Below are 21,933 nucleotides of genomic sequence, written 5' to 3'. Positions count from 1 at the left end.
TGGCTTGCCAACTGCAGGGCTACCGTTCGCGCCAGCGGGCCGGAGGCCTTAAGCCCGCCCTGTACTGCGAAGCAGTCAGGGTCGGGTAGTTTACACCTTTCCCATGACCCCAGAACAAGAGGAGTGGCTGATTCGCAACCTTCAGCAACAACAAGAACAAATCCAAGAAATGCGGGCCGAGCAGCAGCGGTCGGCTGAGCGCTTTGAGGCTCAGATGGTTGAGATGCGGCAGGGCTTTGCAGCCCAAATCTCCGAGATCCGGGCTGAGCAGCAGCGGTCTGCCGAGCGCTTTGAGGCCCAGATGGCCGAAATGCGAGCCGAGCAGCAGCGGTCGGCTGAGCGCTTTGAGGCTCAGATGGTTGAGATGCGGCAGGGCTTTGCAGCCCAAATCTCCGAGATCCGGGCTGAACAGCAACGATCTGCCGAGCGCTTTGAGGCTCAGATGGCTGAAATGCGGGCCGAGCAGCAGCGGTCGGCTGAGCGCTTTGAGGCCCAGATGGCCGAAATGCGGGCCGAGCGGCAGGCTATGGAAGCCCAACTCCAGACCGAAATCCAGGAGATCAGGGCGTTGATCCAACAGAACCAGGAGCGGATTCGACAGAACGAAGAGCGGGGAGACGAGCTGGAGGTGGCCATACAGGAGTGCCGCCGAGATATGCAGGCTGGGTTTGCCGAACTGAGGGAAGTGCAAGCCATGATGATGGAGCAATTTCGGGAGCGCGATGGCCGCCTGATCGAGGCTCAACTCAGCTTTATTCGGGAGATGCGGGAAATGCAACGGGAAGTGGCGGAGCTGCGACTGGATTTTCTCAATCACATGCGCCAATACCACCCACCTGTCGAACGTTAAATGGCTACGGCAGCACCTGGGCGGTCACCTCAGCTTGCGGTCGTAGGGGTAGCGGGGGATGGCTCTGTGGCTTCCTGGGGGATCCCCCCCCTTTCCCAAGCCAGGGTTTTGGCAGGAGCCCCTCATCTGCTCCGGCACTTTGCCGATCATCCGGCCCGCAAGATCCCGCTCACCGGGCCGGTGGAAAGTTGGATCCCGCTTTTGCAGCAGGAGATGGCTCAGGGATCCCTAGTTTTGTTGGCCAGCGGGGATCCGCTTTTTTTCGGGATCGGGCGGCTGTTGACGGAGTATTTCCCAGCGGAGCGGTTGGCCTTCTATCCGCAGGTGAGCTCGGTGCAGCTGGCCCTGAACCGCCTGCAGATCCCCTGGCAGGAGGCGACCATCCTCAGCCTGCACGGGCGGGGAGTGGAGCGGTTGGAAGCCGTTCTCAAGCAGGGATCCCCTGTGATCGTGGTGCTCACCGATCCGGAGCATACACCGACCGTCTTGGCCCAGTTCATTGCCGACCTGCGGCTGCCGGTGCGTTACCAAGCCTGGGTCTGTAGTCAACTGGGATCCCCTCAAGAGCAGATCGTGCCCCTCCAGGAAGGTCAGAATTCATCCTTCTCCAACCCCAACGTGGTGGTGCTGCGACGGGTAGAACCGGAGCCAGATCCCCATCGCTGGCCTTTGGTCGGGATCCCGGACGACCAGTTCTACACCTTTCCCGACCAGCCCGGCTTGATCACCAAGCAGCCCATCCGCCTGCTCACCTTAGGATCCCTGCAGCTCCCCCAAGAGGGCGTGGTGTGGGATATCGGTGCCGGCACCGGCTCGGTGGCCATCGAAATAGCCCGCCTCTCTTCTCGGCTCCAGGTCTATGCTGTCGAGCGCAACGCCATGGGCATCTGTCTGATTCGGCGCAACCGGCAACGCTTTGGCCCAGAGAACCTGCAGGTGATCCCGGGGGCAGCCCCCCAAGTGTTGGCCAACTTGCCCGACCCAGATCGGGTGGTGCTGGGCGGCGGCGGCAAAGGGATCCGCGACCTGCTGCCGGTGGTGGAAGCCCGCCTGCGGCCTGGAGGGATCTTAGTGGCCAACTTCGCTACCCTAGAAACCTGCAGTGAAGCCCTGCAATGGCTGCGTTCTCGGGGCTGGCAAGTTCGAGTAGATCACGTTCAGATCTCCCGCTCTGCCGTCCTGGCCGAGGGCACCCGCTTTGCCCCCCTGAACCCGGTTTACCTGCTGCAAGGGATCCCTTCAAATTGGAAAGCCCAGTAAGCCCCCCGTTGCTCTGCTTTCCCTTCTCCCTGTGGGGGAGGGAAAGTTATCCCTCGTCCTCCTCATCGGCGGTGAACCCTGGTCGGTACAGGTAGGCGGAGGAGGGACGGTTGGTCTTCTTGATTTGGTCTTTGATGGATTCCAGGTCGATGTAGCGATCCGCCAAGTTGATCAGTTGATCGCTGGTCATGGAACGCAGGCTAACCACCTCCACTCGCGCCCCTTGGTAGCTGACGGCATTGACCGCGTAGGCCAAGTCCCCATCACCGCTCACCAGCACAGCCGTCTCATACCAGCGCACCAGCGACAGCATATCCACGGCAATTTCCACATCCAGGTTGGCTCTCTTGGATCCATCGGGCAACTGGGTTAGCTCTTTGGTAACCACGCGGTAGCCATTGCGGCGCATCCAGAGCAAAAACCCCTGCTGCTTTTCGTTGTTGCGATCGACGCCGGTGTAGAAAAAAGAGCGCAAAAGGGGCGACCGACCACTCAGCGTCTTCAGCAGGCGGGTGTAGTCGATCTCAATGCCCAGTTGCAGAGCGGCATAGAACAGATTGGATCCGTCGATGAATATGGCCACACGCCCACGGTTGTCCTGCAAGGGATCCGCAGGCTGAAAGCCGGGATCAGGATCAAGACGCAGCATTCGGGTTTTCTTCTCCAAGTTTTGACAAAAGGGCAGAAAAAAGAGGTGTTAAATGGGTTTAATCGCCAATACAGCTCTTTCCGGCAGCACTGACTACAGCTAATGCAGACGCCTCTCTTGTGCGATAGGGATCTTACTGCTTCCCAGAGTGATCTGCAGAATTCCCATGAAGTCGGAAAAAGCCGTAAAAGGCTGCCCCAAGCCTTGGGACACATGATTCACCCTAGCGCAGGAGAGACGATCCCCGGAGAAGATTTCCAAAATCCTAAAGAAAAAATACCTACGATAAGGAGAGGCTTTGCGGATGGAGTGCAGGGATGGGCCGGTGCCTTACCGCTTTTCGAGCCCCTTGCACAGAGGGGTGCTGCGCAGCCGCTACAAGCGGTTTTTGGCCGATGTGGAGCTGGAAAACGGGCAACAGATCATCGCCCATTGCCCCAACACAGGGCCGATGAGTGGGGTCTGTCAGGTGGGGGCACCTGTGTACCTCTCCCATCACCCAGAGCCGAAACGGAAACTGGCCTACACCTGGGAGATGATCCAGGTGGATGGAGTATGGGTGGGGATCAACACCAGCTTGCCCAATCGCCTGGTGGAATGGGGGCTGGAGCGAGGGTGGTTTCCCCAGTTGGCAGGATTTTCCCGCCGGCAACGGGAGGTGACCTGCGGCAAGAGCAAAATCGACTTTCTGCTGACAGGAGACGCTGGCTCGGCCTATCTGGAGGTGAAGAACACCACCTGGGCCAAGGGATCCCGTGCGCTGTTTCCCGATACGGTGACCACTCGCGGCCAAAAACACCTGGAAGATTTGATCGCGGTGCGCCAACAGGGGCAGCGGGCTCTGCTGATGTACTGGATCAATCGCGCCGATTGCACCGAGTTTGCCCCCGGCGAAGAACGGGATCCCCGCTATGCCCGTCTGTTTCGTGAGGCCCTGCAGGTCGGGGTAGAGATGTTGCCCTATCGGGTCGAGGTTTCGCCGGCAGGGATCCGCCCCTTGGGTTTGGCCAAAATCGTTGTCTAGGCACCCCAAAAGAAGGGGCAAGCTCTCTGGAAACGGCTGGGGATCGCCTATAATTCTGCTTTCTCCAGATTCTTCCATTTTCCAGGCATTTGAGGACCATGAGCGAACCTTCCTCCCGTCCTCATCACATTGTTCTCACCTCCCATCCCTCCCCTCATGGGACGCAAGCCCAGCCGATCCGCTGGGGAGCCTTGGATCCACTGCAGCGGGGGCCGGTGGTGGGTAGCCTGACCAATCTTGCCCATCGCAATGTCATCGGCACCCATGCGGGAGCCTACGCTGTCTATCGGGCATTGGCTGTGGCCAGTGGCTCTTTGCAGGCGGATCACCGCGCCGATTTAACCCATACTGCCCCGGTGGTGTCGATTGGCCCTCACCCAAGCTGGGGAGATCCAGACCGGATTGTGTCTTTGGATCCCTGGGGAGCAGTTGTGGGAGAAGTCTTTGCCCCCCTCTATGCCCAGGGCTACGACATTCGTCCCACCATTGCCATTACCCAGGCCCACATCCACATGCCCGAACTGCAGGAGGCGGTCAACAAAGGGCGGTTGCGGGTGGATGGCCGGATCCTCAAAGACAATGGCAGCCTGGTGGTCACCAAAGCCGCAATCGAGCCGGTCTGGTACCTGCCGGGGATCGCCAAACGATTGCAGGTGAGCGAAAGCCTGCTGCGCCGCACCCTCTTCGAGCAGACGGGAGGCATGTTTCCAGAATTGGTGACTCGCCCAGACCTATCGGTGTTTTTGCCGCCCATCGGTGGCCAGACGGTGTACATCATCGGGCAAGTGGCCGCCATCACCGACCCGGCTTTGCCCCTGGCGGTGCGGGTTCACGACGAATGCAATGGTTCCGATGTGTTTGGCTCGGATATTTGCACCTGCCGCCCCTACCTGGTGCATGGCATTGAGGAATGCGTTAAGACGGCCCAGGCCGGTGGAGCTGGGGTGATTGTGTACCTGCGCAAAGAAGGCCGCGCCTTGGGGGAGGTGACCAAATTTTTGGTCTACAACGCCCGCAAGCGCCAGGAAGGAGGGGATCGGGCTGATGCCTACTTCACCCGTACCGAGTGTGTGGCAGGGGTGCAAGACATCCGGTTTCAGGAGTTGATGCCGGATGTGCTCCATTGGCTGGGCATAACCCGAATCGATCGCCTGATTTCCATGAGCGACCTCAAGTATCGAGCCATCACCAACTCCGGCATTGAGGTTCTGCAGCGGGTGCCCATCCCAGAAGAGCTGATCCCGGCGGATGCCCGTGTGGAGATCGAGGCCAAAAAAGCTGCCGGCTACTACACCGAGGGGAAGGTGCTGGATGCGGAGCGGCTGGCCCAAATCCGAGGAAGAGCCTTGGTGGAGTGAGCGGGATCCCTCATGCAAGTGGCCACCTGGAATGTCAACTCCATTCGCACCCGGCTGCCTCAGGTTTTGGCTTGGCTGGACAGCCAGGGATCCCTGGATGTGCTCTGCCTGCAGGAGACTAAGGTGGTGGATGAAGACTTTCCCCGGGCGGCCTTTCAGGAGCGGGGCTTTCATGTGGAGGTCTACGGGCAAAAGTCCTACAACGGTGTGGCTCTGATCAGCCGGGATCCCCCGGAAAAAGTGGAACGGGGGTTTGGTGCGCTGTTGCCTGCGGCGGCAGATTTGGACGAGCAAAAGCGGCTGATGAGCGCCATCTACCGCGGGATCCGTATTCTCAACCTTTATGTGCCCAACGGTGCTGAGGTGGGATCGGAAAAATATGCCTACAAATTGCGCTGGCTAGCCACGCTGAAGGATTACCTCGCCGTTGCCCTGAGCCAAGGGGATCCCATCCTGCTCTGCGGGGACTTTAACATTGCCCTGGAAGATCGGGATATTTATGATCCCCGAAAAGTGGGAGAAATCATGGCTTCCGAACCGGAGCGACAAGCCCTGCGGGAGATCCTGGCTTTAGGGTTTGAAGATGCGTTTCGCAGGTTCACCCCCGATCCCGGCCATTTTAGCTGGTGGGACTATCGCTCGGGGGGGTTTCAAAGGAATCGCGGCTGGCGCATTGATCATCATTATCTGTCTCGTGAGCTACAGGAGAAAGCCACCGCTTGCTGGATCGATGTTGAGCCACGGCGGGCCGAAAAACCTAGCGATCATGCCCCTGTCATTGTTGCCCTGGATATTTAAGCGCCTTGTTATAGTCATTTCAAGCTAGGTTGAGACACTCCCCAAACGCTCCCTGCCACTGCCTTCACCCCTTCTCTCAGAGGAAGAGGGGAGCCAGGCGGAAATGTTTCATTCCTGTTTAAATGACCATAACAGCTCATACCAACCAGCCATCCAATTAAAATGGAGCGGCCTCTTCGAGAATTTTCAGCAGGTGTTGCCGCTGTTCTGAGCTGAGGACCTGTCGCATTTCCAGAACTGCCTCAAAACGTTTGGCATTTACTTCTTGGCTTAGCTGTTGTACCCGCTGAAATTGAGCTGCCACTTCTGAAGTAGGTGTTGACGGATGGTGGCACGGGCGTGAAACAGCCGGGACTTCACCGTTCCCACCGGGATCCCTAAAATCTCAGCGATTTCTTTCTGGGGCAGATCTTCTAGGTCGTGCAGAATCAGAACCATTCTGTGTTCAGAGCTAAGCTGAGCCATGCTTTGCTGTAGAGCCTGTTGGTAGTGCAAGTGCATCAGGTCGGGGCCAGGGTGAGCGATATCCGATCTAAGAGCCGGGTTTTGGATTTGGGAGTGTTGCCGGGCGCAGCGCCGTCGCTGATCTGAGGCCACATTCCAACAGATGCGATACAGCCAAGTGGAAAACTGGGCCGAGCCGCGAAACCGAGGCAACCCTTTCCAGGCACGAATAAACACTTCCTGTACCAGGTCATCCAAAAGATCGGCTCCACACAAGGGATAGAGGATATTCCGTACCGACTGCTGGTATTTGCGGTAGAGTTGGCGAAAGCTCTGGCTGTCGCCGTTGAGGCAGCGCTGGATCAGCTCCCAATCGGATGTATCCTTTGCCGCCTGCACGAGAGGACGCTCCCTTGTTCTCAACCTTGCTTTGTCTGACTCCCAATGCCCCCAAAAGGTTCAAAGGATCCCTGTCTACGATGGCCCTCCACTTCCCGCCAAGATACCGGCATCTTCTGATTGCCGTTTTCCCTCAAAGGATACCCGCCGGCAGGTGTAGACAAGCCAATCCCTCTTGCCTGTTCGCACTTTCTCAATCCCAATTCTGTTGAATTCTATTGGCTCGTCGACCTACAATTCCAATAACACCAAAAAGAGGGAATGAAAAGCTGATCTTCATGCCTGCCTGGCCATGACCAAAACAACTCAGATAACCGATAAACCCGATCTGTTTGGATTCCTCTATCGTCACCCGACGCTCACCCTTGCCATTCTGTTGGGGCCACCTCTCATTTGGTTGCTGGTCTTTTACTTGGGGCCGCTGCTGGCGCTGCTGCTGCAAAGTTTTTATCATCTGGATCCCTTTACCGGCCTGATCCTGAGAAAGTTGACTTTGGCCACCTATCGAGAGCTGCTCACTCCGGCCAATGTGGATATCTTTGTCCGCAGCTTGACTATGGCTTTGGCAGTCACTTTGGCTGCCATTGTGTTGGCTTTTCCTCTGGCTTATACCATGGTCAGACTGGCCTCTCCTCGCTGGAAGGGCTTTTTGTATTTGTTGGTGCTCCTACCGCTTTGGTCTAGTTATTTGATTCGGGTTTATGCCTGGAAGTTGATCTTGGCTAAAGAAGGGATCCTCACCTACCTACTCGCCCATGTGGGCCTACAGGGATGGGTGGAAAAGATTTTGCAGTTGCCCGGGATCGGTGGGCCATCGCTGGCCGTATCCAACTTGGGTATTTTCTTGGTGTTTCTCTATGTTTGGCTGCCCTACATGATTCTGCCGATTCAGGCGGCTTTGGAGCGAGTGCCCGATAGCTTAATTGAGGCTTCTGCAGATTTGGGGGCTCAGGGTTGGCAAACATTCCGCCATGTTATTCTCCCCCTCGCGTTGCCAGGGATCCTGGCCGGGTCGGTCTTCACCTTTTCCTTAACGCTAGGAGATTTTGTGGTGCCTTATTCTCTGGGCAATTCCAGCTATTTCATCGGGCAGGCAGTTCTCGCCTTTCAGGGCACCTCTGGCAACATTCCCTTGGCGGCAGCCTTCACGGTTGTGCCGATGGGGATCATGACCGTCTATCTGCTAGTGGCCAAGCGGCTGGGGGCTTTTGAATCGGTGAGCTGACCCAATGTGAGGATTTTTCCGGGACATGAGGAGCCAACTGAGCTAGGCTGGTAACTGTTAACGAATGTATCGGGCTGTCCCTATGGTGCTCTTTGGCTTTGGCAAACTTGGCAAGAAACTGTCCCTGCCCAAACCGGAAGAAGCCTTGCCGGGCCGGGCCGAGCCGATGGTGATCGTGAATCGGCATTTTGTCAACGGCAATCCGCTGCAGCCGCCTTTTCCCGAGGGCATGGAGCTGGCCATGTTCGGCATGGGCTGCTTCTGGGGGGCAGAGCGCAAGTTTTGGCAGGTGCCAGGGGTGTTCAGCACAGCGGTGGGCTATGCCGGCGGGTTTACCCCCAACCCCACCTACGAAGAGGTCTGTACTGGCCTGACCGGCCACAACGAAGTGGTGCGGGTGGTTTACGACCCGGCTCAGGTCAGCTATGCCCAACTGCTGAAGGTGTTTTGGGAAAATCACGACCCTACCCAGGGGATGCGCCAGGGCAATGACGTGGGCACCCAATACCGCTCCGGCATCTATGTGTATTCTCCGGCGCAGCGGGAGCTGGCGGAAAAAACCCGCGATCTCTATCAGCAGGCCCTGACCGCCCACGGCTACGGCCAGATCACCACCGAGATCTTAGACGCGCCTGAGTTTTACTACGCCGAAGACTACCACCAGCAATATCTGGCCAAGAATCCGCGCGGCTACTGCGGCCTGGGGGGCACTAAGGTTTGTCTGCCGGAGATCCTCACCGAGCCTGCCTAGCCCCAACCCAACCGTCAAAAGACTCGGCGGGAATGGGATCCCCGCTCAAGGAACTCCCTAGCCACTAGGGTTACCACCGCCAGCAAGGAGAGCACCACCGCCGCCGCATAGGCTGAGGCAGTGGCGTAACTGCGATAGGCATCTTCCACGAACAGGGGCAGGGTTTGGGTGCGCCCGATGATGTTGCCGGAGACCACGGCCACAGCGCCGAACTCCCCCATGGCGCGGGCATTGGTCAAGATGACGCCGTACAAAAGGCCCCAGCGGATGTTGGGCAGGGTGATTCTCCAAAAGATCTGCCAGGGGGTTGCCCCCAGCGTTTTGGCGGCTTCTTCCTGGTCGGTGCCTGCCTCCTCCAACACCGGCAACACTTCCCGCGCCACAAAAGGAAGGGTGATGAAAGCCGTTGCCAACACAATGCCCGGAAATGCAAAGATAACCCTCCAGGATCCCAGCCAACCCTGACGCCCGAAGATGAGCACCAGCATTAGGCCAGCCACCACCGGGGAAATGGAAAAGGGCAGATCGATCAGGCTCAGCAGCAGCGCCCGCCCCGGAAAACGCCGATGAGCAATGGCCAAGGCGGCACAGAGGCCGAAAAAGGTATTGAGGGGCACAACGACCAGCGCCGTCAGCACCGTCAACCGCAGGGCACTGAGCAACTCCCGCTCCGTCAGGCGATGGAGAAAGGCTGGGATCCCTTCTCGAAACGCCTGATAGAAGATGTTCACCACCGGGATCCCGAGCAGCAGCGCGATGTAGAGCCCGACGATCCCGATCAACAGGCCCGACAGCCATGTTGAGGGCTTCGGTTTGACACCTGCTACCTCGTCAGGTTTCATGGCGGCTTCCCCAGGCTTGCAGAAGATTAATTACCACCAGCGACAGGAAAGAGATCCCCAACATCACCGTTCCGATCACCGTTGCCCCGGCATAGTCGTGTTGTTCCAGCCGCTGAATCACCAGCACCGCCGCGATCAAATCCCGAAAGGGAATGCTGGAAGCAATGATCACCACAGAGCCGTATTCCCCAACGGCGCGGGAAAACCCCAGGGCCACCCCGGTGAGCACTGCCGGCAGAATCTGGGGCAGCACCACCCGTCGGAAGGTCTGAAAGCGGGAAGCCCCCAAACTCCAGGCTGCCTCTTCTACATCTTTCTCCAGCTCCTGCAACACCGGCTGCACCGTCCGCACCACAAAAGGAAAAGAAATAAACAGCATCGCCACACCCACCCCCAAGCGGGTAAAGGAGATGCGGATCCCAAAGGGGGCCAAAAGGGATCCCACCCAGCCGTTGCTGCTGTAAACCGTCGCCAAGGTGAGGCCGGCTACCGCAGTCGGCAGAGCAAAGGGCAGATCGATCAACCCCTCTAGGAGCTTTTTGCCGGGGAAGGCGTAGCGCACCAACACCCAAGCGGTCAAAGTGCCCATCACGCCGTTGATCAGAGCCGCCAGCAACGCGGTTACAAAAGTAACTTCATAGGCGGAGAGAGCCACGGGATCCGTCGCGATCCGCCAAAACTCTGCCCAGCCCACAGTGCTGGACTTGGCGATCAAGGCAGCCAGCGGCAGAACCAACATCAAGAAGAGATAGCCCAGGGTCAGCCGCCACGGCCAAGACAGTTGAGACAAAACCTGCAGCAACGCTTCTCAAGCTCCCACCGGCATTGCGGTCATTTCGGTTTTTTTGTCGTTTTTTTTGACGGGAAAGGCTTTCACCACCTTGGGGCGCACATAGACCTGCTGCCCCACCTGCAGGGGTTGGTTGGCATATTGCTCGCGGCTGAGATGGGCCCACAGGGATCCGCCGTCGCTCAGAACCAGCTCTGCCTGAATCTCCCGCCCCAGGTGAATGATCTCTTTCACCCAAGCAGAGACGCCGCTGCTACTGGGGTTAACTTCAATCTGCACATCGTGGGGGCGCAAAAAAAGCTGATGCGGGCCGGTCTGCACCTCGGGAAGCTGGCAGGAGAGTTGGGAACGGGGAGAAAGCTCGTTGACTGGGCCGACAAAGCTCATCACGAAGGGTGTAGCTGGATGGTCATAGATTTCTGCCGGGGATCCCACCTGTTCGATCCGCCCCTGGTTCATCACCACGATCTGATCCGCCACCTCCATGGCTTCCTCTTGATCATGGGTTACAAATACCGTTGTCACATGCACCTCATCGTGCAGGCGCCGCAACCACTTGCGCAGCTCTTTGCGGACTTTGGCATCCAGGGCCCCAAAGGGCTCATCCAACAGCAACACCTGCGGCTCCACCGCCAAAGCGCGGGCTAGGGCCACCCGCTGCCGCTGCCCCCCAGAGAGTTGAGAGGGGTAGCGATCCCCGAACCCCGATAGCTGCACCAGCTCCAACAGCTCATCCACTCGCGCCCGGATCTCGGCCCGTGAAGCCTTGCGGATCTCCAAGCCAAAGGCGATGTTCTGCCGCACCGTCATGTGCTTGAACAGGGCATAGTGCTGAAAGACAAAACCAATGTTGCGCTCTTGAACGCTGGCATGGGTAGCATCCCGCCCGGTGAGGAAAATCCGCCCCGTATCCGGCTTTTCTAGGCCGGCAATGAGACGCAGCAGGGTGGATTTGCCAGAACCCGACGGCCCCAACAAGGCCACCAGGGATCCCGTAGGAATGGTGAGATCGGTGGGGTGAAGGGCCTGAAACTCGCCAAAACGCTTCGATACCCCTTCGATGGTGATACCCATAGGTTCTGCCTAGCTAGTGGTTTGCCTGAGAAGTTGCTGGATCGGTTGCCGGCTGAGTCTTCTTGAGAGGGTGAGGGCAGTTAAACTCGCGGCTAATCTACGGTAAACCTGTCAACAAACCGTTGATACAGCTCCCAGGATAACTTGAACGGGGATCCAAAACAAGGGAGACTCCCTACCCAAATCCGTTGGAGTGCTTCGCGTGTAGCAGGGGTGGTGCGTCAATCGGCAGAGCCAGGGATCCCTGCCCATTCCGGCTGAACGGGCCGCTGCCAGCGTTCCCACCACGCCGAGGAAGATTCTGCCGGGCTGCTGTCATGGCTACTGTTGGCAGGGCTTTCTGGGGATAGGGGTTGGGCCTGCTGCGTTAGCCAACTGAGGGGGGCAGGGATCAGGCAACTGGGGTGGAGAGGGCGCAGATCGCGGTAGTGGCTGCTGCGAATGGCCAGGATCTCCTGCTGAATGATGTCTGGGGGTTCTCCCAATTCCAGCAACACATGGCTGCACAGACCCAAGCTGGCCTCGAATTCGGGATGGACAACTTCTCTGGCCCCCAACTGATAGAGCTGTTCGATGTCTTCCTTGTCGGTAGCTCGCACCACCACATCCAATCGCGGCGCCAACTCCAGAGCTCGTTTTAGGCAGAGGCGGATGCTCATGCGATCCGGCAGGGCAATGACCAGAGCGCGGGCCTGGGGCAGGCAAGCTTTCTCCAGCACCAAGGCGCTGGCGGCATTCCCATACAAGTAAGGGATCCCACGGGAACGCAGGTGTTGGATCACCCGTTCTGACTGATCGATAACCAAGAGGGGGTGACGACGGGCTTCCAGAATGCGCACAATATCTTGCCCCACCTGCCCATAGCCGCACACCACCACATGCCCCTGTTGAGGAGCCTCAGGGGCCAGAGCACGAGGCCGCTCGCCCAATTCCAACCAACGGGCCAAGAAGGGGATCCCGTGTAGCCCGGAAAACAGTCGAGGAGCGCCCCTCAGCAGAAAGGGGGTGAGCAGAAGGGTAACGGCTGTAGTGCTGACAATCAACAAATAGATCTGTCGCGACACCAACCCCAACGCCTGCCCCTCGCTGGCCAGCACAAAGGAAAATTCGCCGATTTGCGATAAGCCCAGCCCCACCACCACCGCTGCCGGCAGAGCGTAGCCAAACAGCCGCGCCAAAGGAGCCACGATGCAAAACTTGCCCACCATCACCAGCCCCACCAGCCCCAGGATCAGCAACAGATGGCCGAGGATAAAGCTGGGATCGATGAGCATGCCGATGGCCGCAAAAAAGAGAGCGGCAAACACATCCCGCAAAGGCTCCACATAGTCCAGGGTTTGGTCGGCGTATTCCACCTCCGAGATCATCAGCCCGGCAATGAAGGCCCCAATCTCGCTGGAAATGCCCAGCCGCTCCGTCAACAGGGCAATCCCCACGCAGAGGCTGATCACCCCCAGCAGAAACACCTCTTTGCTCTCCTGCTGAGCCAGCAGACGCAGGAAACCGGGAACCAGCCAAATCCCGCCTACCACCGCCCCCAGCCCCACCAAGCCGATTTCTGCCAAGGCCCTGGCCAGGGATCCCGCCAGCTCCGGCAAGGGACAATCCAAAGCCGGCAACACCGCCAGCATCAGCCCCACTGCCAAGTCCTGCACAATCAGGATCCCCAACATGGCTTGGGCTTGGGGAGTGTCCATCTGGTTGGTCTCGGTGAGGCTTTTGAGCACCACCGCCGTGGAAGACAAGGAGAGTACGGCCCCTAAAAAGATCCCTTGCACCGGCGTCAACCAGCCGCTGACCACTGCCAGCACCGCCGTGATCAAAATCGTCAGGCTGATTTGCAAAATGCCGCCGCCAACGGCGATCCCCCGCACTTTGCGCAATTCTTTCAGGGAAAACTCCACCCCCAAGGTGAACAGCAAAAAGGTCACCCCAAATTGAGCCAGGGTTTCCACCTGAACCAACTCTTTGATCCACCCCAGCCCGGTGGGCCCCACTAAGATCCCGGCTAATAAGTAGCCCAGCAACACCGGCTGCCTCAGCAGTGAGGCCAAAAATCCACCCGCTGCCGCTGCCGCCAATACCGTCACAATGTCCAAAATCAGACGAAAGTCTTCCTGCACAGGGCACTCACCGAGGAATGTGAACTTTTGTAGCCAATCCTGAGGATTCTTCCACGATAATGCTTCCTCTGGCATCTCGGACAGAGCGAAGAACTCGGCTTCAAGCTCTGCACCCTGCTGCCCCCGAGGATCCCGGCTGGCCCAGCCCGGATTCAGATCCAGCCTGGATTCAGAGGAAGCTGGACGGAAACTCAGTGGAAATTTTTGTTAAAAGTTGCTGACAACACCCCAAAACCGTAGCTTATAATACAGAATGTAGATAGAAATCGTTCATCCTCTCGCGTGCTGGGCGGCTCATCATGGGTAGAGCGACATCGCAGCCAGAGGACGGAAGTAGGGAGAGATCCCGAAGGAACGCGCCTCAACTCTTCTGGTAACCGTGGGGCTTCTCTTGGGAGAAGGCGAACGGATGAAAACTCAACTCATTGGAGGCGAAGATCATGGCACTCTTTTACCGTGGCGTCGATTACACCCCCTCTTCTGCAACAGCGGCGGTTTCTCCCGGCAAAGTGGGGGGTCGTTACCGGGGGCTGGACTGGCGGTTCCGCCATCTGACCAAGCCGGTGGTTTTGCCCACCAACCTTGACCTGCTCTATCGAGGTGTGGCTTATCATCCCAAGGCGGTCGAAGGATCGGCTCAACCCGTTCAGACGGCAGAGGCATCTGCCCCGGTGGCTGCTGCTGGCCGTTCTCACCTCTTGGACGACCTGTCTCGCCGCTTGATGATGAGCCATCAACGTTTGATTCGGATTCGTCAGCAATCCATGCTGATCCGCGGTACAGAGCAGATTGGCCTGCATGTCAACGTGCGCAACTTCTGGAACCGCATCCAAGGAAAAGTGCATCCCACCTTCCGGCTCAACTACGACCGTAGCCGTGTCAGCATGAGCTGATCTGCCCGTAACTGTTGATGCTCTGGCATGAGCTCAGCGAGAAGGGATCCCTGCTGGGGATCCCCTTTTGGTTTCTGGGTTGAGCTTCCTCAGGTCGATGGACGGCACAAGACGCTTCAACGCTGGCACGAGGTGCTGTTGACCAAAAGTAGCTAAGTTGCCCAAGGGATCCACAATTGAGGGGTGCTATTTCCTCGGAAAAAAACGGGATCCCTGATGGGATCCCAAAAGGGCGAGTCGATGCCGCCAAAGTAAAACAGGGTAAAGCGCACCCCAAAGCGCTTTAGCTCATCGGCCATGCACTTGGTAAAGCCGACCACGCCAAATTTGGCAGCACAGTAAGCCGAGGCCATGGCCATGGGGTGGCGACCCAGAATGCCGGGGAAGTTGAGGATGTGGCCGGATTTTTGCTCCCGCATGGCGTTGGCCGCCAGTTGGCTGGTGTAGAAGCTGCCCTTGAGGTTGACCGCCAGCATCCGCTCCAGCTCAACAGGGGTAATGTGCTGGGCAGGCTTGAGGATCCCGGCTCCGGCCAAGTTGATCACCACGTCGATCCGCCCGTGCCTTTGGAGGGTCTGGTTGACCAGGGCCTCCGCCTGAGCGTAATCCGTCACATCGGCAGGGATCCCCAGCCCGGAGGCAGCCCCCAGGGACATCGCTTTCTCCGCCAGCGTGCGCAAGGGATCCTCTCGCCGCGCCGCCAGCACTAGATGGGCTCCGGCCTGGGCCAAGAGAGGCACAAGGGCACTGCCAATTCCCCCTGTGGCCCCTGTCACGAGAACAACTGCCTGGGACAACGGAGACACTTCACGTTTCTTAAACTCTTTCCCCCATCATACCTGGGGATCAGCCTTGCTTGAGTGCCGAAGACGAGGGAGCCTAAACCCGACGCAACCGCAGTCGCTGCACCCATTCTTCCCCAAAGCGCAGCCAGTCTGCCATTTTTTCTGGAGTCACCGGTGGTGGGTAATCCCGCCAAATGACAAGCTGCGGCCCGAATCCCTCCGCATAACAAGGAGGATGCTGCTCCAAGAAGTTGAGGAAACTGGGGTGGAAGCGCAGGCGAATCTTAGCCTCATCTTCTCCGCGCAAAAGGTAGCGGCGAGAAAAGTCGGGATGGTTCTCGAAATTGATATCCTGCATGCCAAAAGCTTTAGCAACGTCGTGGAACAAGGGAACTTCTGGGTGCAGCCGAAAATGAGGTAGCCGTAGGTCTTCGCAATAGGCCCAGAAAACAGAAAAGTAATACCCTCTCTCTCTTCTTCTTCTTCTGGAAGCCTTCCAGCTGTAGTCAAAGATGGCGATTTCGGTTCCATCGTTCAGTCGTTTGAACATCGAGTTGTAGAAACGAGCGCCGCTTCGTTGGAATAGCTCAAAGCCAGCCTGAAGCAAGCGGGAGCGGATCCCTTCGGGTAGCTCTGCTGAAAACGACATGCCCAGGCTCCTGGCCACCTGCTCCAAAGCTTCCCGACGCTTCTTCTCTAGATAGTCACCTAGATAGACGACAAGCGCCAGAAGGCCTAAGAGAATAAGGACCCAAATAATAAGCGATCCCATCCAAACCCCCCCTGAGTTTGTAAACTCAGCACCCCCATCCAGAGTACCATAGCAGGCACAAAAAAGGGATCCCTCCAGCAAGAAGGGATCCCGTTTAAAAGCCTTGGTCGAGAACTAATGCTTTAGATGAAAACCTCGATTAGGCGTCGAAATAGAGGGCGAACTCGTAGGGGTGAGGCCGCAGATTCATGGGGTTGATCTCGTTGTCGATCTTGTACTCGATGTAGGTCTGGATCAGATCTTCGGTGAAGACGCCTCCCTCCAGCAAGAAGGCATGATCCTTCTGCAGGTTTTCCAGGGCATCCAGCAGGGATCCAGGCGTGGAAGGGATCTTGGCCAGCTCTTCCGGCTCCAGATCGTAGATATCTTTGTCCAAGGGCTCGCCGGGGTGGATCTTATTCTTGATCCCGTCCAGACCTGCCATCAACATGGCCGAGAAGGCGATGTAGGGATTGCAGGTGGCATCCGGGCAGCGGAACTCCAGACGCTTGGCTTTGGGATTGTTGCCGGTCACGGGAATGCGAATGGCGGCGGAACGGTTGCCCTGGGAGTAAGCCAGGTTCACCGGCGCCTCGAAGCCGGGCACCAAGCGCTTGTAGGAGTTGGTGGTGGGGTTGGTGAAGGCCAGGATCGCCGGGGCATGCTTGAGCAGACCACCGATGTAGTAGAGAGCCGTCTCGCTCAGGTTGGCATAGGTGCCTTCGCTATAGAACAAAGGCTGGCCATCCTTCCAGAGGGACTGGTGGGTGTGCATGCCGGTGCCGTTGTCGTTAAACAGGGGCTTGGGCATGAAGGTGACGGTTTTGCCGTGCTTGCGGGCCACATTCCGGATCACGTATTTGTAAACCATCATGTAGTCGGCAGCCGTGATCAGATCGGCGAAGCGATAGCCCAGCTCCCCTTGCCCGCCGGTAGCCACCTCGTGGTGATGCTTCTCGATAGGCACCCCCAGCTTGCCCATGGTCAGCAGCATCTCGGTACGGATGTTTTGATGGGCATCGGTGGGCGGGGCCGGGAAATAGCCCTCTTTGTAGCGAGGCTTGTAGCCCAGGTTGCCGCCTTTCTCCTCGCGGCCCGAGTTCCAGCGACCTTCGATGGAATCCACGAAGTAGTAGGCCGAGTTTTGGGTTTGGTCGAAACGAACATCCTCAAAGATGAAAAACTCTGCCTCCGGCCCGAAGTAGGCGGTATCGGCAATGCCCGTCGATTGCAGATAGGCAACGGCACGGGCGGCAAGGCTGCGGGGACAACGGCTATAAGGCTGGCCGGTGCGCGGCTCAACAATGCTGCAAGTTATGCTGAGGGTGGGCACCTCCAGAAAGGGATCGATCCAAGCCGTCTTGGGATCCGGCACCATGTACATGTCCGACTCGTTGATCGCTTTCCAGCCCCGGATACTGGATCCGTCAAAGGGAAGCCCCTCGGTGAAGGTTTCTTCCTTGATCATCGAGGTGTGGAAGGAAACATGCTGCCAGGTGCCAAAGATATCCACAAACTTGAGATCCACTATCTGGACGTTGTTGTCCTGGATCATCTGAAGCACTTCTTGGGGCGTGGATGCCATTACTCTCTCCTGATTGGGTTGCGGTTAAGACTGGGGGAACTGTGGCTGAAACAAATGGGATCCCAGCAGGTGATCCCCACGCTTCGACCCAGACAGGCCAAAAACGCTCACTCATCCTAGAAAGGCCAACACGGGCATTTTGTAGTTTCTGATACAAAATTGCTTTGAGCCTGGCCTTCTGACCCACTTGCTGGCTATCTCGGACACCGCTTTTTCGCTCATCGGAGTCGCTCCCCTTTCCCTGTTGGTTTTGGTCAATCCAGATGGGGTGTTGGGGATCCAGAACTTGAGCAATGGCCGCCACCCTGCCAACCTCTGGGCAGAAATAACCGGATGGGGCGGGCAAAACCCTGCCCCGGTTGCCTGAGGCGAGCGAAAATTAGGATCAGCAGGCCCCCAGCTCGCCCGGTTTGCCAAAGGGTGTTAAGCTAAAGCGTAGTCGTTATGAGTTTGGCTTTTAGTCCTGTTGCAGAAGGAGAGACATCGGATGGCAGAGCAAAATCGGGTTGAGAATGTGGTGATCATCGGCTCCGGCCCTGCTGGGTTTACAGCAGCCATTTACGCTGGGCGTGCCAACCTGAAGCCGGTCGTGTTCGAGGGGTTCCAGGCGGGCGGGATCCCTGGCGGGCAACTGATGACCACCACCGAGGTGGAGAACTTTCCGGGCTTTCCCGAGGGCATCACCGGCCCCCAACTGATGAAGAACATGCGGGCTCAAGCGCAGCGGTGGGGGGCAGAACTTTACACCGAAGATGTCACCTTTGTGGATTTAAGCCAGCGGCCCTTTGTCGTCCGTTCTGACGAGCGGGAATTGCGCACCCACAGCCTGATCATCGCCACCGGGGCCACAGCCAAGCGCCTACACCTGCCGGGGGAGGAGACCTACTGGAACCGGGGCATGTCAGCTTGTGCTGTCTGCGATGGGGCTATGCCCATGTTCAGAGGGGTGGAATTGGTGGTGATCGGCGGCGGCGATACTGCCTGTGAGGAGGCCACCTACCTGACCAAGTTTGGATCCCATGTGCATATGCTGGTGCGCAGCGACAAAATGCGGGCCAGCAAGGCCATGCAGGATCGTGTTCTCAACAATCCCAAGATTACCGTGCACTGGCACAGCGAAGCGGTGGAAGTGGTGGGGGATGGTCTGCGTCTGACCGGGGTGAAAGTGCGCCACAACCAAACCGGCGAAATACGCGAGATGTCAGTGGGTGGCCTATTTTATGCCATTGGCCACAAGCCCAACACCGACTTGTTCAAAGGACAACTGGAACTGGATGAAGTCGGCTACATCGTCACCCGCCCGGGATCCGTGGCCACCAGTGTGGAGGGGGTGTTTGCCGCCGGCGACGTGCAGGATCACGAGTTTCGTCAGGCCATCACCGCCGCCGGTACCGGCTGTATGGCAGCGATGTTGGCGGAGCGTTGGCTCTCCGAACACGGCTTGGCCCAAGAGTACCATGTCCTTGCCCAGAGTCCTCCTGAACCCAGCCCTGCCGCTGCTTCTGAGGCAGAGTCTGCTGGGGATCCTGCTGTTGAGGAGGCCAGCTTTGAGGAGAATGGACAGGATGACTTAGACTTCAGCAAGACTTGCCATGAGGGGAGCTATGCCCTGCGGCGACTCTACCACGAAAGCGATCGCCTGCTCATGGTCAAGTACACTGCCCCCACCTGTGCCCCTTGTCATGCCCTCAAGCCGATCTTGAACAAAATCATCGACGAGTTCTCGGACAAGCTGCACGTGGTGGAGATCGATATTGAGAAAGATCCGGAGATTGCAGAGGCAGGGGGGGTGGCGGGCACCCCGACGGTGCAATTTTTCAAAAACAAGACGCTGGTGGCCCAGTTGGTGGGCGTTAAGCCCAAGTCCCAATATCGAGAGGTGATCCAGGCCAATTTGTGTGAGGAAAAATCCCCCTAAGGATGTTTTCCTCTCCAACCTCTGGCCCCTCTCCCCAAGGGAGAAGGGAGCTGGGCGCAGAAAACGGTTTCCCAACCGAGGCTCAGCTAGTCCGAAAAGGCACCGTGGTAGGCGGCCTGCATGGCTGCCAAAGACACCACCAGTAAGGGATCCTCTTCTGCCGTCCTTAAGAGCAGGGGATCCGCAGGGGATCCCACCTCTCCCAAAAGCTGCCACTGGCCGGCAAGCTGCGCTTCTAAGTAGGCTTCCCAAGCAGAGCGCTGGGCCGGATCCACAGAAACCAGGATGCGGCTGGATCCCTCGCCAAACAGGGCCTGATCCCAGCGCAAGGATCCAGGAGCCAGGGAGAGGGTTGCGCCGCGGCCTCCGCTCAAGCAGGCTTCTGCCAAAGCCACAGCCAATCCCCCCTCGCTGCAGTCGTGGGCAGAGCGCACCCAGCCCTGGCGGATTCCATGGCGACAGGCAGCTTGCACCCGCTTTTCCAATTCCAGATCCACTGGCGCGGGCCGGCCCGTAACTTGCTGGTGGATGACCGCCAAATACTCGCTGCCCCCCAAGCTAACGGGGGCCTGGGATCCCAGCAGGTAAATGAGATCCCCTGCCTGCTGCCACCCTTGGCCACAGATAAATTGCAAATCGGGAACCAGACCCACCATGCCAATGACAGGGGTGGGGTAAATGGCTTGGGACCCAGTGGGGGTAAGGGTTTCGTTGTAGAGGGAAACGTTCCCCCCCGTTACCGGTGTACCTAGGGCCCGACAGGCCTCCCCAATCCCCTGACAGGCCAGGGCCAACTGCCAGTACACCACCGGGTTTTCCGGGTTGCCGAAATTGAGGTTATCGGTCACGGCCAAGGGATCCGCCCCCACACAGGAAAGATTGCGGGCCGCTTCTGCCACGGCTGCCTTGGCCCCCTCGTAGGGATCCAAATACACCCAGCGGCCATTGCCGTCGAGGGTGGCAGCCACCGCCTTGCGAGAGGGCAGGAGAGCGGGCACTTCTCCTACGCCAAACTTTTGAGAGCGAATGCGAAGGACGGCCGCATCCCCCTGCCCCGGCCAGAGGACGGTGTTGTTTTGCACCTGGTGGTCGTATTGGCGATAGATCCAGGCTTTGCTTGCCAGGGTGGGGCTGGCCAAAAGCTGCAGCAGCACCTCTTTCCATGCCAGCGTTGCCTGAGCAAGGTGGATCCCCTGGCAATCACAAGGGGGTAGAGTGGCGGGATCCCATTGCCACGCTGCCTGCACGTAGGCTGGCGGCTCTGGCAACACCGGACGGACATAGACGGGGGTGTCTTCGGCCAAAGCCCGCACCGGCACCTGCACCACGCAGGATCCCTGGTGCCAGATCTCCACCAGCGGCTCGGCAATGACTTCCCCGGCCACACTAGCTTGCAAACCCCAGCGGTGGAAGATCTCCATCACCTCCGCCTCGCGGCCTTTTTGCACCACCAGCAGCATCCGCTCCTGGGATTCCGAGAGCAGGTATTCCCAGGCAGCCATGCCGCTTTCCCGCGCCGGCACTCGGTCGAGGTCAAAGCGGATCCCCACCCCTCCCTTGGCGGCCATCTCCGCGGTGGAGCAGGTGATCCCGGCTGCCCCCATATCCTGGGCAGCCACCACAGCTCCTGTGGCAAAGGCCTCCAGACAGGCCTCGATGAGACATTTGCCCAGGAAGGGATCCCCCACCTGCACCGCCGGCAGATCCCGTTGGGAGTGCTCCCCAAGTGAGGACTCCGTCCCGCTGACGCGAACGGCGCTGGCAAAGCTGGCCCCGCGGATCCCATCCCGCCCTGTAGTGGAGCCTACATACAAAACGGGATTTCCCACCCCTTGGGCTGCAGATTTGACAACCGTAGGGGTCTCCAGCAGCCCCAAGGCCATCACGTTCACCAGAGGATTGCCCGTGTAGCAGGGATCCACGGCCACCTCGCCGCCTACGGTGGGCACCCCAACACAGTTGCCGTAGTGGGCAATGCCCTCCACCACCCTGGCCATCAAGCGGCGGTTGCGGGGATCGGTCAGCGGCCCAAAGCGCAGCGAGTTGAGGAGGGCAATGGGACGGGCGCCCAGGGTAAAGATATCCCGCAGGATCCCTCCCACACCTGTGGCCGCCCCCTGAAAGGGCTCCACCGCTGAAGGATGGTTGTGGGACTCGATCTTAAAAGCCAGCCAATCCCCCTCCCCCAAATCCACCACCCCGGCATTTTCCCCCGGCCCCACCACCACCCGCTCGCCCGTGGTGGGAAAGTTTTTCAGCAGAGGGCGGGAGTTTTTGTAGCAGCAGTGCTCTGACCACATCACCCCAAACATGGCCAGCTCGTTGGGGTTGGGATCCCGGCCCAGCTGCTGCTGGATCTTCTGGTATTCGTCTGGGGAAAGGCCGTGGGCCTTTAAGTCTTCGAGGGTATACAT

At 58.5% G+C, this 21,933-nt stretch carries 20 protein-coding genes and 1 riboswitch; of the genes, 10 read left to right on the top strand and 10 right to left on the bottom strand.

Annotation, left to right across the window (positions count from 1 at the left end):
- Window positions 1–103: 103 nt before the first annotated feature.
- Together ACVWYZ_RS06570 and cbiE are read left to right on the top strand one after the other, a co-directional pair.
- A complete protein-coding gene (locus tag ACVWYZ_RS06570; RefSeq protein WP_457466564.1) occupies window positions 104–850 on the top strand; it encodes a hypothetical protein in 747 nt (248 codons plus the stop codon).
- Entirely contained in the window at window positions 851–2,110 is a 1,260-nt protein-coding gene (gene cbiE / locus ACVWYZ_RS06565; RefSeq protein ID WP_457466563.1) for a precorrin-6y C5,15-methyltransferase (decarboxylating) subunit CbiE, read from the top strand.
- Between the two features lie 46 nt (window positions 2,111–2,156).
- Here the strand turns inward: cbiE and ACVWYZ_RS06560 are convergent, their stop codons facing one another.
- A complete protein-coding gene (locus ACVWYZ_RS06560; RefSeq protein ID WP_414332504.1) occupies window positions 2,157–2,759 on the bottom strand; it encodes a LabA-like NYN domain-containing protein in 603 nt (200 codons plus the stop codon).
- Window positions 2,760–3,063: 304 nt separating this feature from the next.
- Between ACVWYZ_RS06560 and sfsA the strand changes: the two genes are divergently transcribed.
- From sfsA to xth, 3 genes are all read left to right on the top strand, one after another.
- A complete protein-coding gene (gene sfsA / locus ACVWYZ_RS06555) occupies window positions 3,064–3,783 on the top strand; it encodes a DNA/RNA nuclease SfsA (protein ID WP_457466562.1) in 720 nt (239 codons plus the stop codon).
- A 98-nt stretch (window positions 3,784–3,881) separates the two neighbouring features.
- Window positions 3,882–5,141, top strand: a complete 1,260-nt coding sequence (locus tag ACVWYZ_RS06550; protein ID WP_457466561.1) for a GTP cyclohydrolase II — start codon at window positions 3,882–3,884, stop codon at window positions 5,139–5,141.
- A 12-nt stretch (window positions 5,142–5,153) separates the two neighbouring features.
- Window positions 5,154–5,939, top strand: coding sequence for an exodeoxyribonuclease III (gene xth, locus ACVWYZ_RS06545; protein ID WP_457466560.1), 786 nt, complete (start codon window positions 5,154–5,156; stop codon window positions 5,937–5,939).
- 270 nt (window positions 5,940–6,209) lie between these two features.
- On the opposite strand, the gene ACVWYZ_RS06540 is transcribed toward xth, so the two are convergent.
- A complete protein-coding gene (locus ACVWYZ_RS06540) occupies window positions 6,210–6,782 on the bottom strand; it encodes a sigma-70 family RNA polymerase sigma factor (protein ID WP_457466559.1) in 573 nt (190 codons plus the stop codon).
- A gap of 292 nt (window positions 6,783–7,074) precedes the next feature.
- On the opposite strand from ACVWYZ_RS06540, the gene ACVWYZ_RS06535 reads away from it, so the two are divergent.
- Window positions 7,075–8,007 carry an ABC transporter permease gene (locus ACVWYZ_RS06535; RefSeq protein WP_457466558.1) on the top strand — a complete coding sequence of 311 codons (933 nt, stop codon included), beginning with the start codon at window positions 7,075–7,077 and terminating at the stop codon, window positions 8,005–8,007.
- 82 nt (window positions 8,008–8,089) lie between these two features.
- Window positions 8,090–8,758, top strand: a complete 669-nt coding sequence (gene msrA / locus ACVWYZ_RS06530) for a peptide-methionine (S)-S-oxide reductase MsrA (protein WP_457466568.1) — start codon at window positions 8,090–8,092, stop codon at window positions 8,756–8,758.
- Window positions 8,759–8,772: 14 nt separating this feature from the next.
- On the opposite strand, the gene cysW is transcribed toward msrA, so the two are convergent.
- The 4 genes from cysW to ACVWYZ_RS06510 all read right to left on the bottom strand — a co-directional run bounded on the left by cysW (window position 8,773) and on the right by ACVWYZ_RS06510 (window position 13,587).
- Complete coding sequence (gene cysW, locus ACVWYZ_RS06525) at window positions 8,773–9,600, bottom strand: sulfate ABC transporter permease subunit CysW (RefSeq protein ID WP_457466557.1); 828 nt, start codon at window positions 9,598–9,600, stop codon at window positions 8,773–8,775.
- Entirely contained in the window at window positions 9,590–10,402 is an 813-nt protein-coding gene (gene cysT, locus ACVWYZ_RS06520; protein ID WP_457466556.1) for a sulfate ABC transporter permease subunit CysT, read from the bottom strand. Before cysT ends, cysW begins: the two co-directional genes overlap by 11 nt.
- A 6-nt stretch (window positions 10,403–10,408) precedes the next feature.
- Window positions 10,409–11,464, bottom strand: a complete 1,056-nt coding sequence (locus ACVWYZ_RS06515) for a sulfate/molybdate ABC transporter ATP-binding protein (protein WP_457466555.1) — start codon at window positions 11,462–11,464, stop codon at window positions 10,409–10,411.
- A gap of 221 nt (window positions 11,465–11,685) precedes the next feature.
- The gene (locus ACVWYZ_RS06510) at window positions 11,686–13,587 is read right to left on the bottom strand and encodes a cation:proton antiporter (protein WP_457466554.1); all 1,902 of its coding nucleotides are present in this window, start codon (window positions 13,585–13,587) and stop codon (window positions 11,686–11,688) included.
- A gap of 265 nt (window positions 13,588–13,852) precedes the next feature.
- Window positions 13,853–13,948: riboswitch (Glutamine riboswitch) on the top strand.
- A 79-nt stretch (window positions 13,949–14,027) separates the two neighbouring features.
- On the opposite strand from ACVWYZ_RS06510, the gene ACVWYZ_RS06505 reads away from it, so the two are divergent.
- The gene (locus tag ACVWYZ_RS06505; protein WP_457466553.1) at window positions 14,028–14,480 is read left to right on the top strand and encodes a DUF4278 domain-containing protein; all 453 of its coding nucleotides are present in this window, start codon (window positions 14,028–14,030) and stop codon (window positions 14,478–14,480) included.
- 152 nt (window positions 14,481–14,632) lie between these two features.
- On the opposite strand, the gene ACVWYZ_RS06500 is transcribed toward ACVWYZ_RS06505, so the two are convergent.
- The 3 genes from ACVWYZ_RS06500 to glnA all read right to left on the bottom strand — a co-directional run bounded on the left by ACVWYZ_RS06500 (window position 14,633) and on the right by glnA (window position 17,601).
- Window positions 14,633–15,277 carry an SDR family oxidoreductase gene (locus ACVWYZ_RS06500; RefSeq protein ID WP_457466567.1) on the bottom strand — a complete coding sequence of 215 codons (645 nt, stop codon included), beginning with the start codon at window positions 15,275–15,277 and terminating at the stop codon, window positions 14,633–14,635.
- A gap of 82 nt (window positions 15,278–15,359) precedes the next feature.
- On the bottom strand, window positions 15,360–15,914 hold the full coding sequence (locus ACVWYZ_RS06495; protein ID WP_457466552.1) for a hypothetical protein: 555 nt from the start codon (window positions 15,912–15,914) through the stop codon (window positions 15,360–15,362).
- Between the two features lie 262 nt (window positions 15,915–16,176).
- Window positions 16,177–17,601: a type I glutamate--ammonia ligase gene (glnA, locus tag ACVWYZ_RS06490; protein WP_414382284.1), complete on the bottom strand. Its 1,425-nt coding sequence runs from the start codon at window positions 17,599–17,601 to the stop codon at window positions 16,177–16,179.
- Window positions 17,602–17,788: 187 nt separating this feature from the next.
- On the opposite strand from glnA, the gene ACVWYZ_RS06485 reads away from it, so the two are divergent.
- Complete coding sequence (locus ACVWYZ_RS06485; protein ID WP_414356529.1) at window positions 17,789–17,968, top strand: hypothetical protein; 180 nt, start codon at window positions 17,789–17,791, stop codon at window positions 17,966–17,968.
- A 120-nt stretch (window positions 17,969–18,088) separates the two neighbouring features.
- Window positions 18,089–19,519, top strand: a complete 1,431-nt coding sequence (gene trxB, locus ACVWYZ_RS06480; RefSeq protein WP_457466551.1) for a thioredoxin-disulfide reductase — start codon at window positions 18,089–18,091, stop codon at window positions 19,517–19,519.
- Between the two features lie 86 nt (window positions 19,520–19,605).
- Here the strand turns inward: trxB and purL are convergent, their stop codons facing one another.
- Window positions 19,606–21,933: a phosphoribosylformylglycinamidine synthase subunit PurL gene (gene purL, locus ACVWYZ_RS06475; protein ID WP_457466550.1), complete on the bottom strand. Its 2,328-nt coding sequence runs from the start codon at window positions 21,931–21,933 to the stop codon at window positions 19,606–19,608.

The organism is Thermostichus sp. MS-CIW-37 (genome assembly GCF_054060065.1).
The sequence above is the reverse complement of the archived record's forward strand: the minus strand, read 5'-3'. Positions and strand labels throughout refer to the sequence as shown.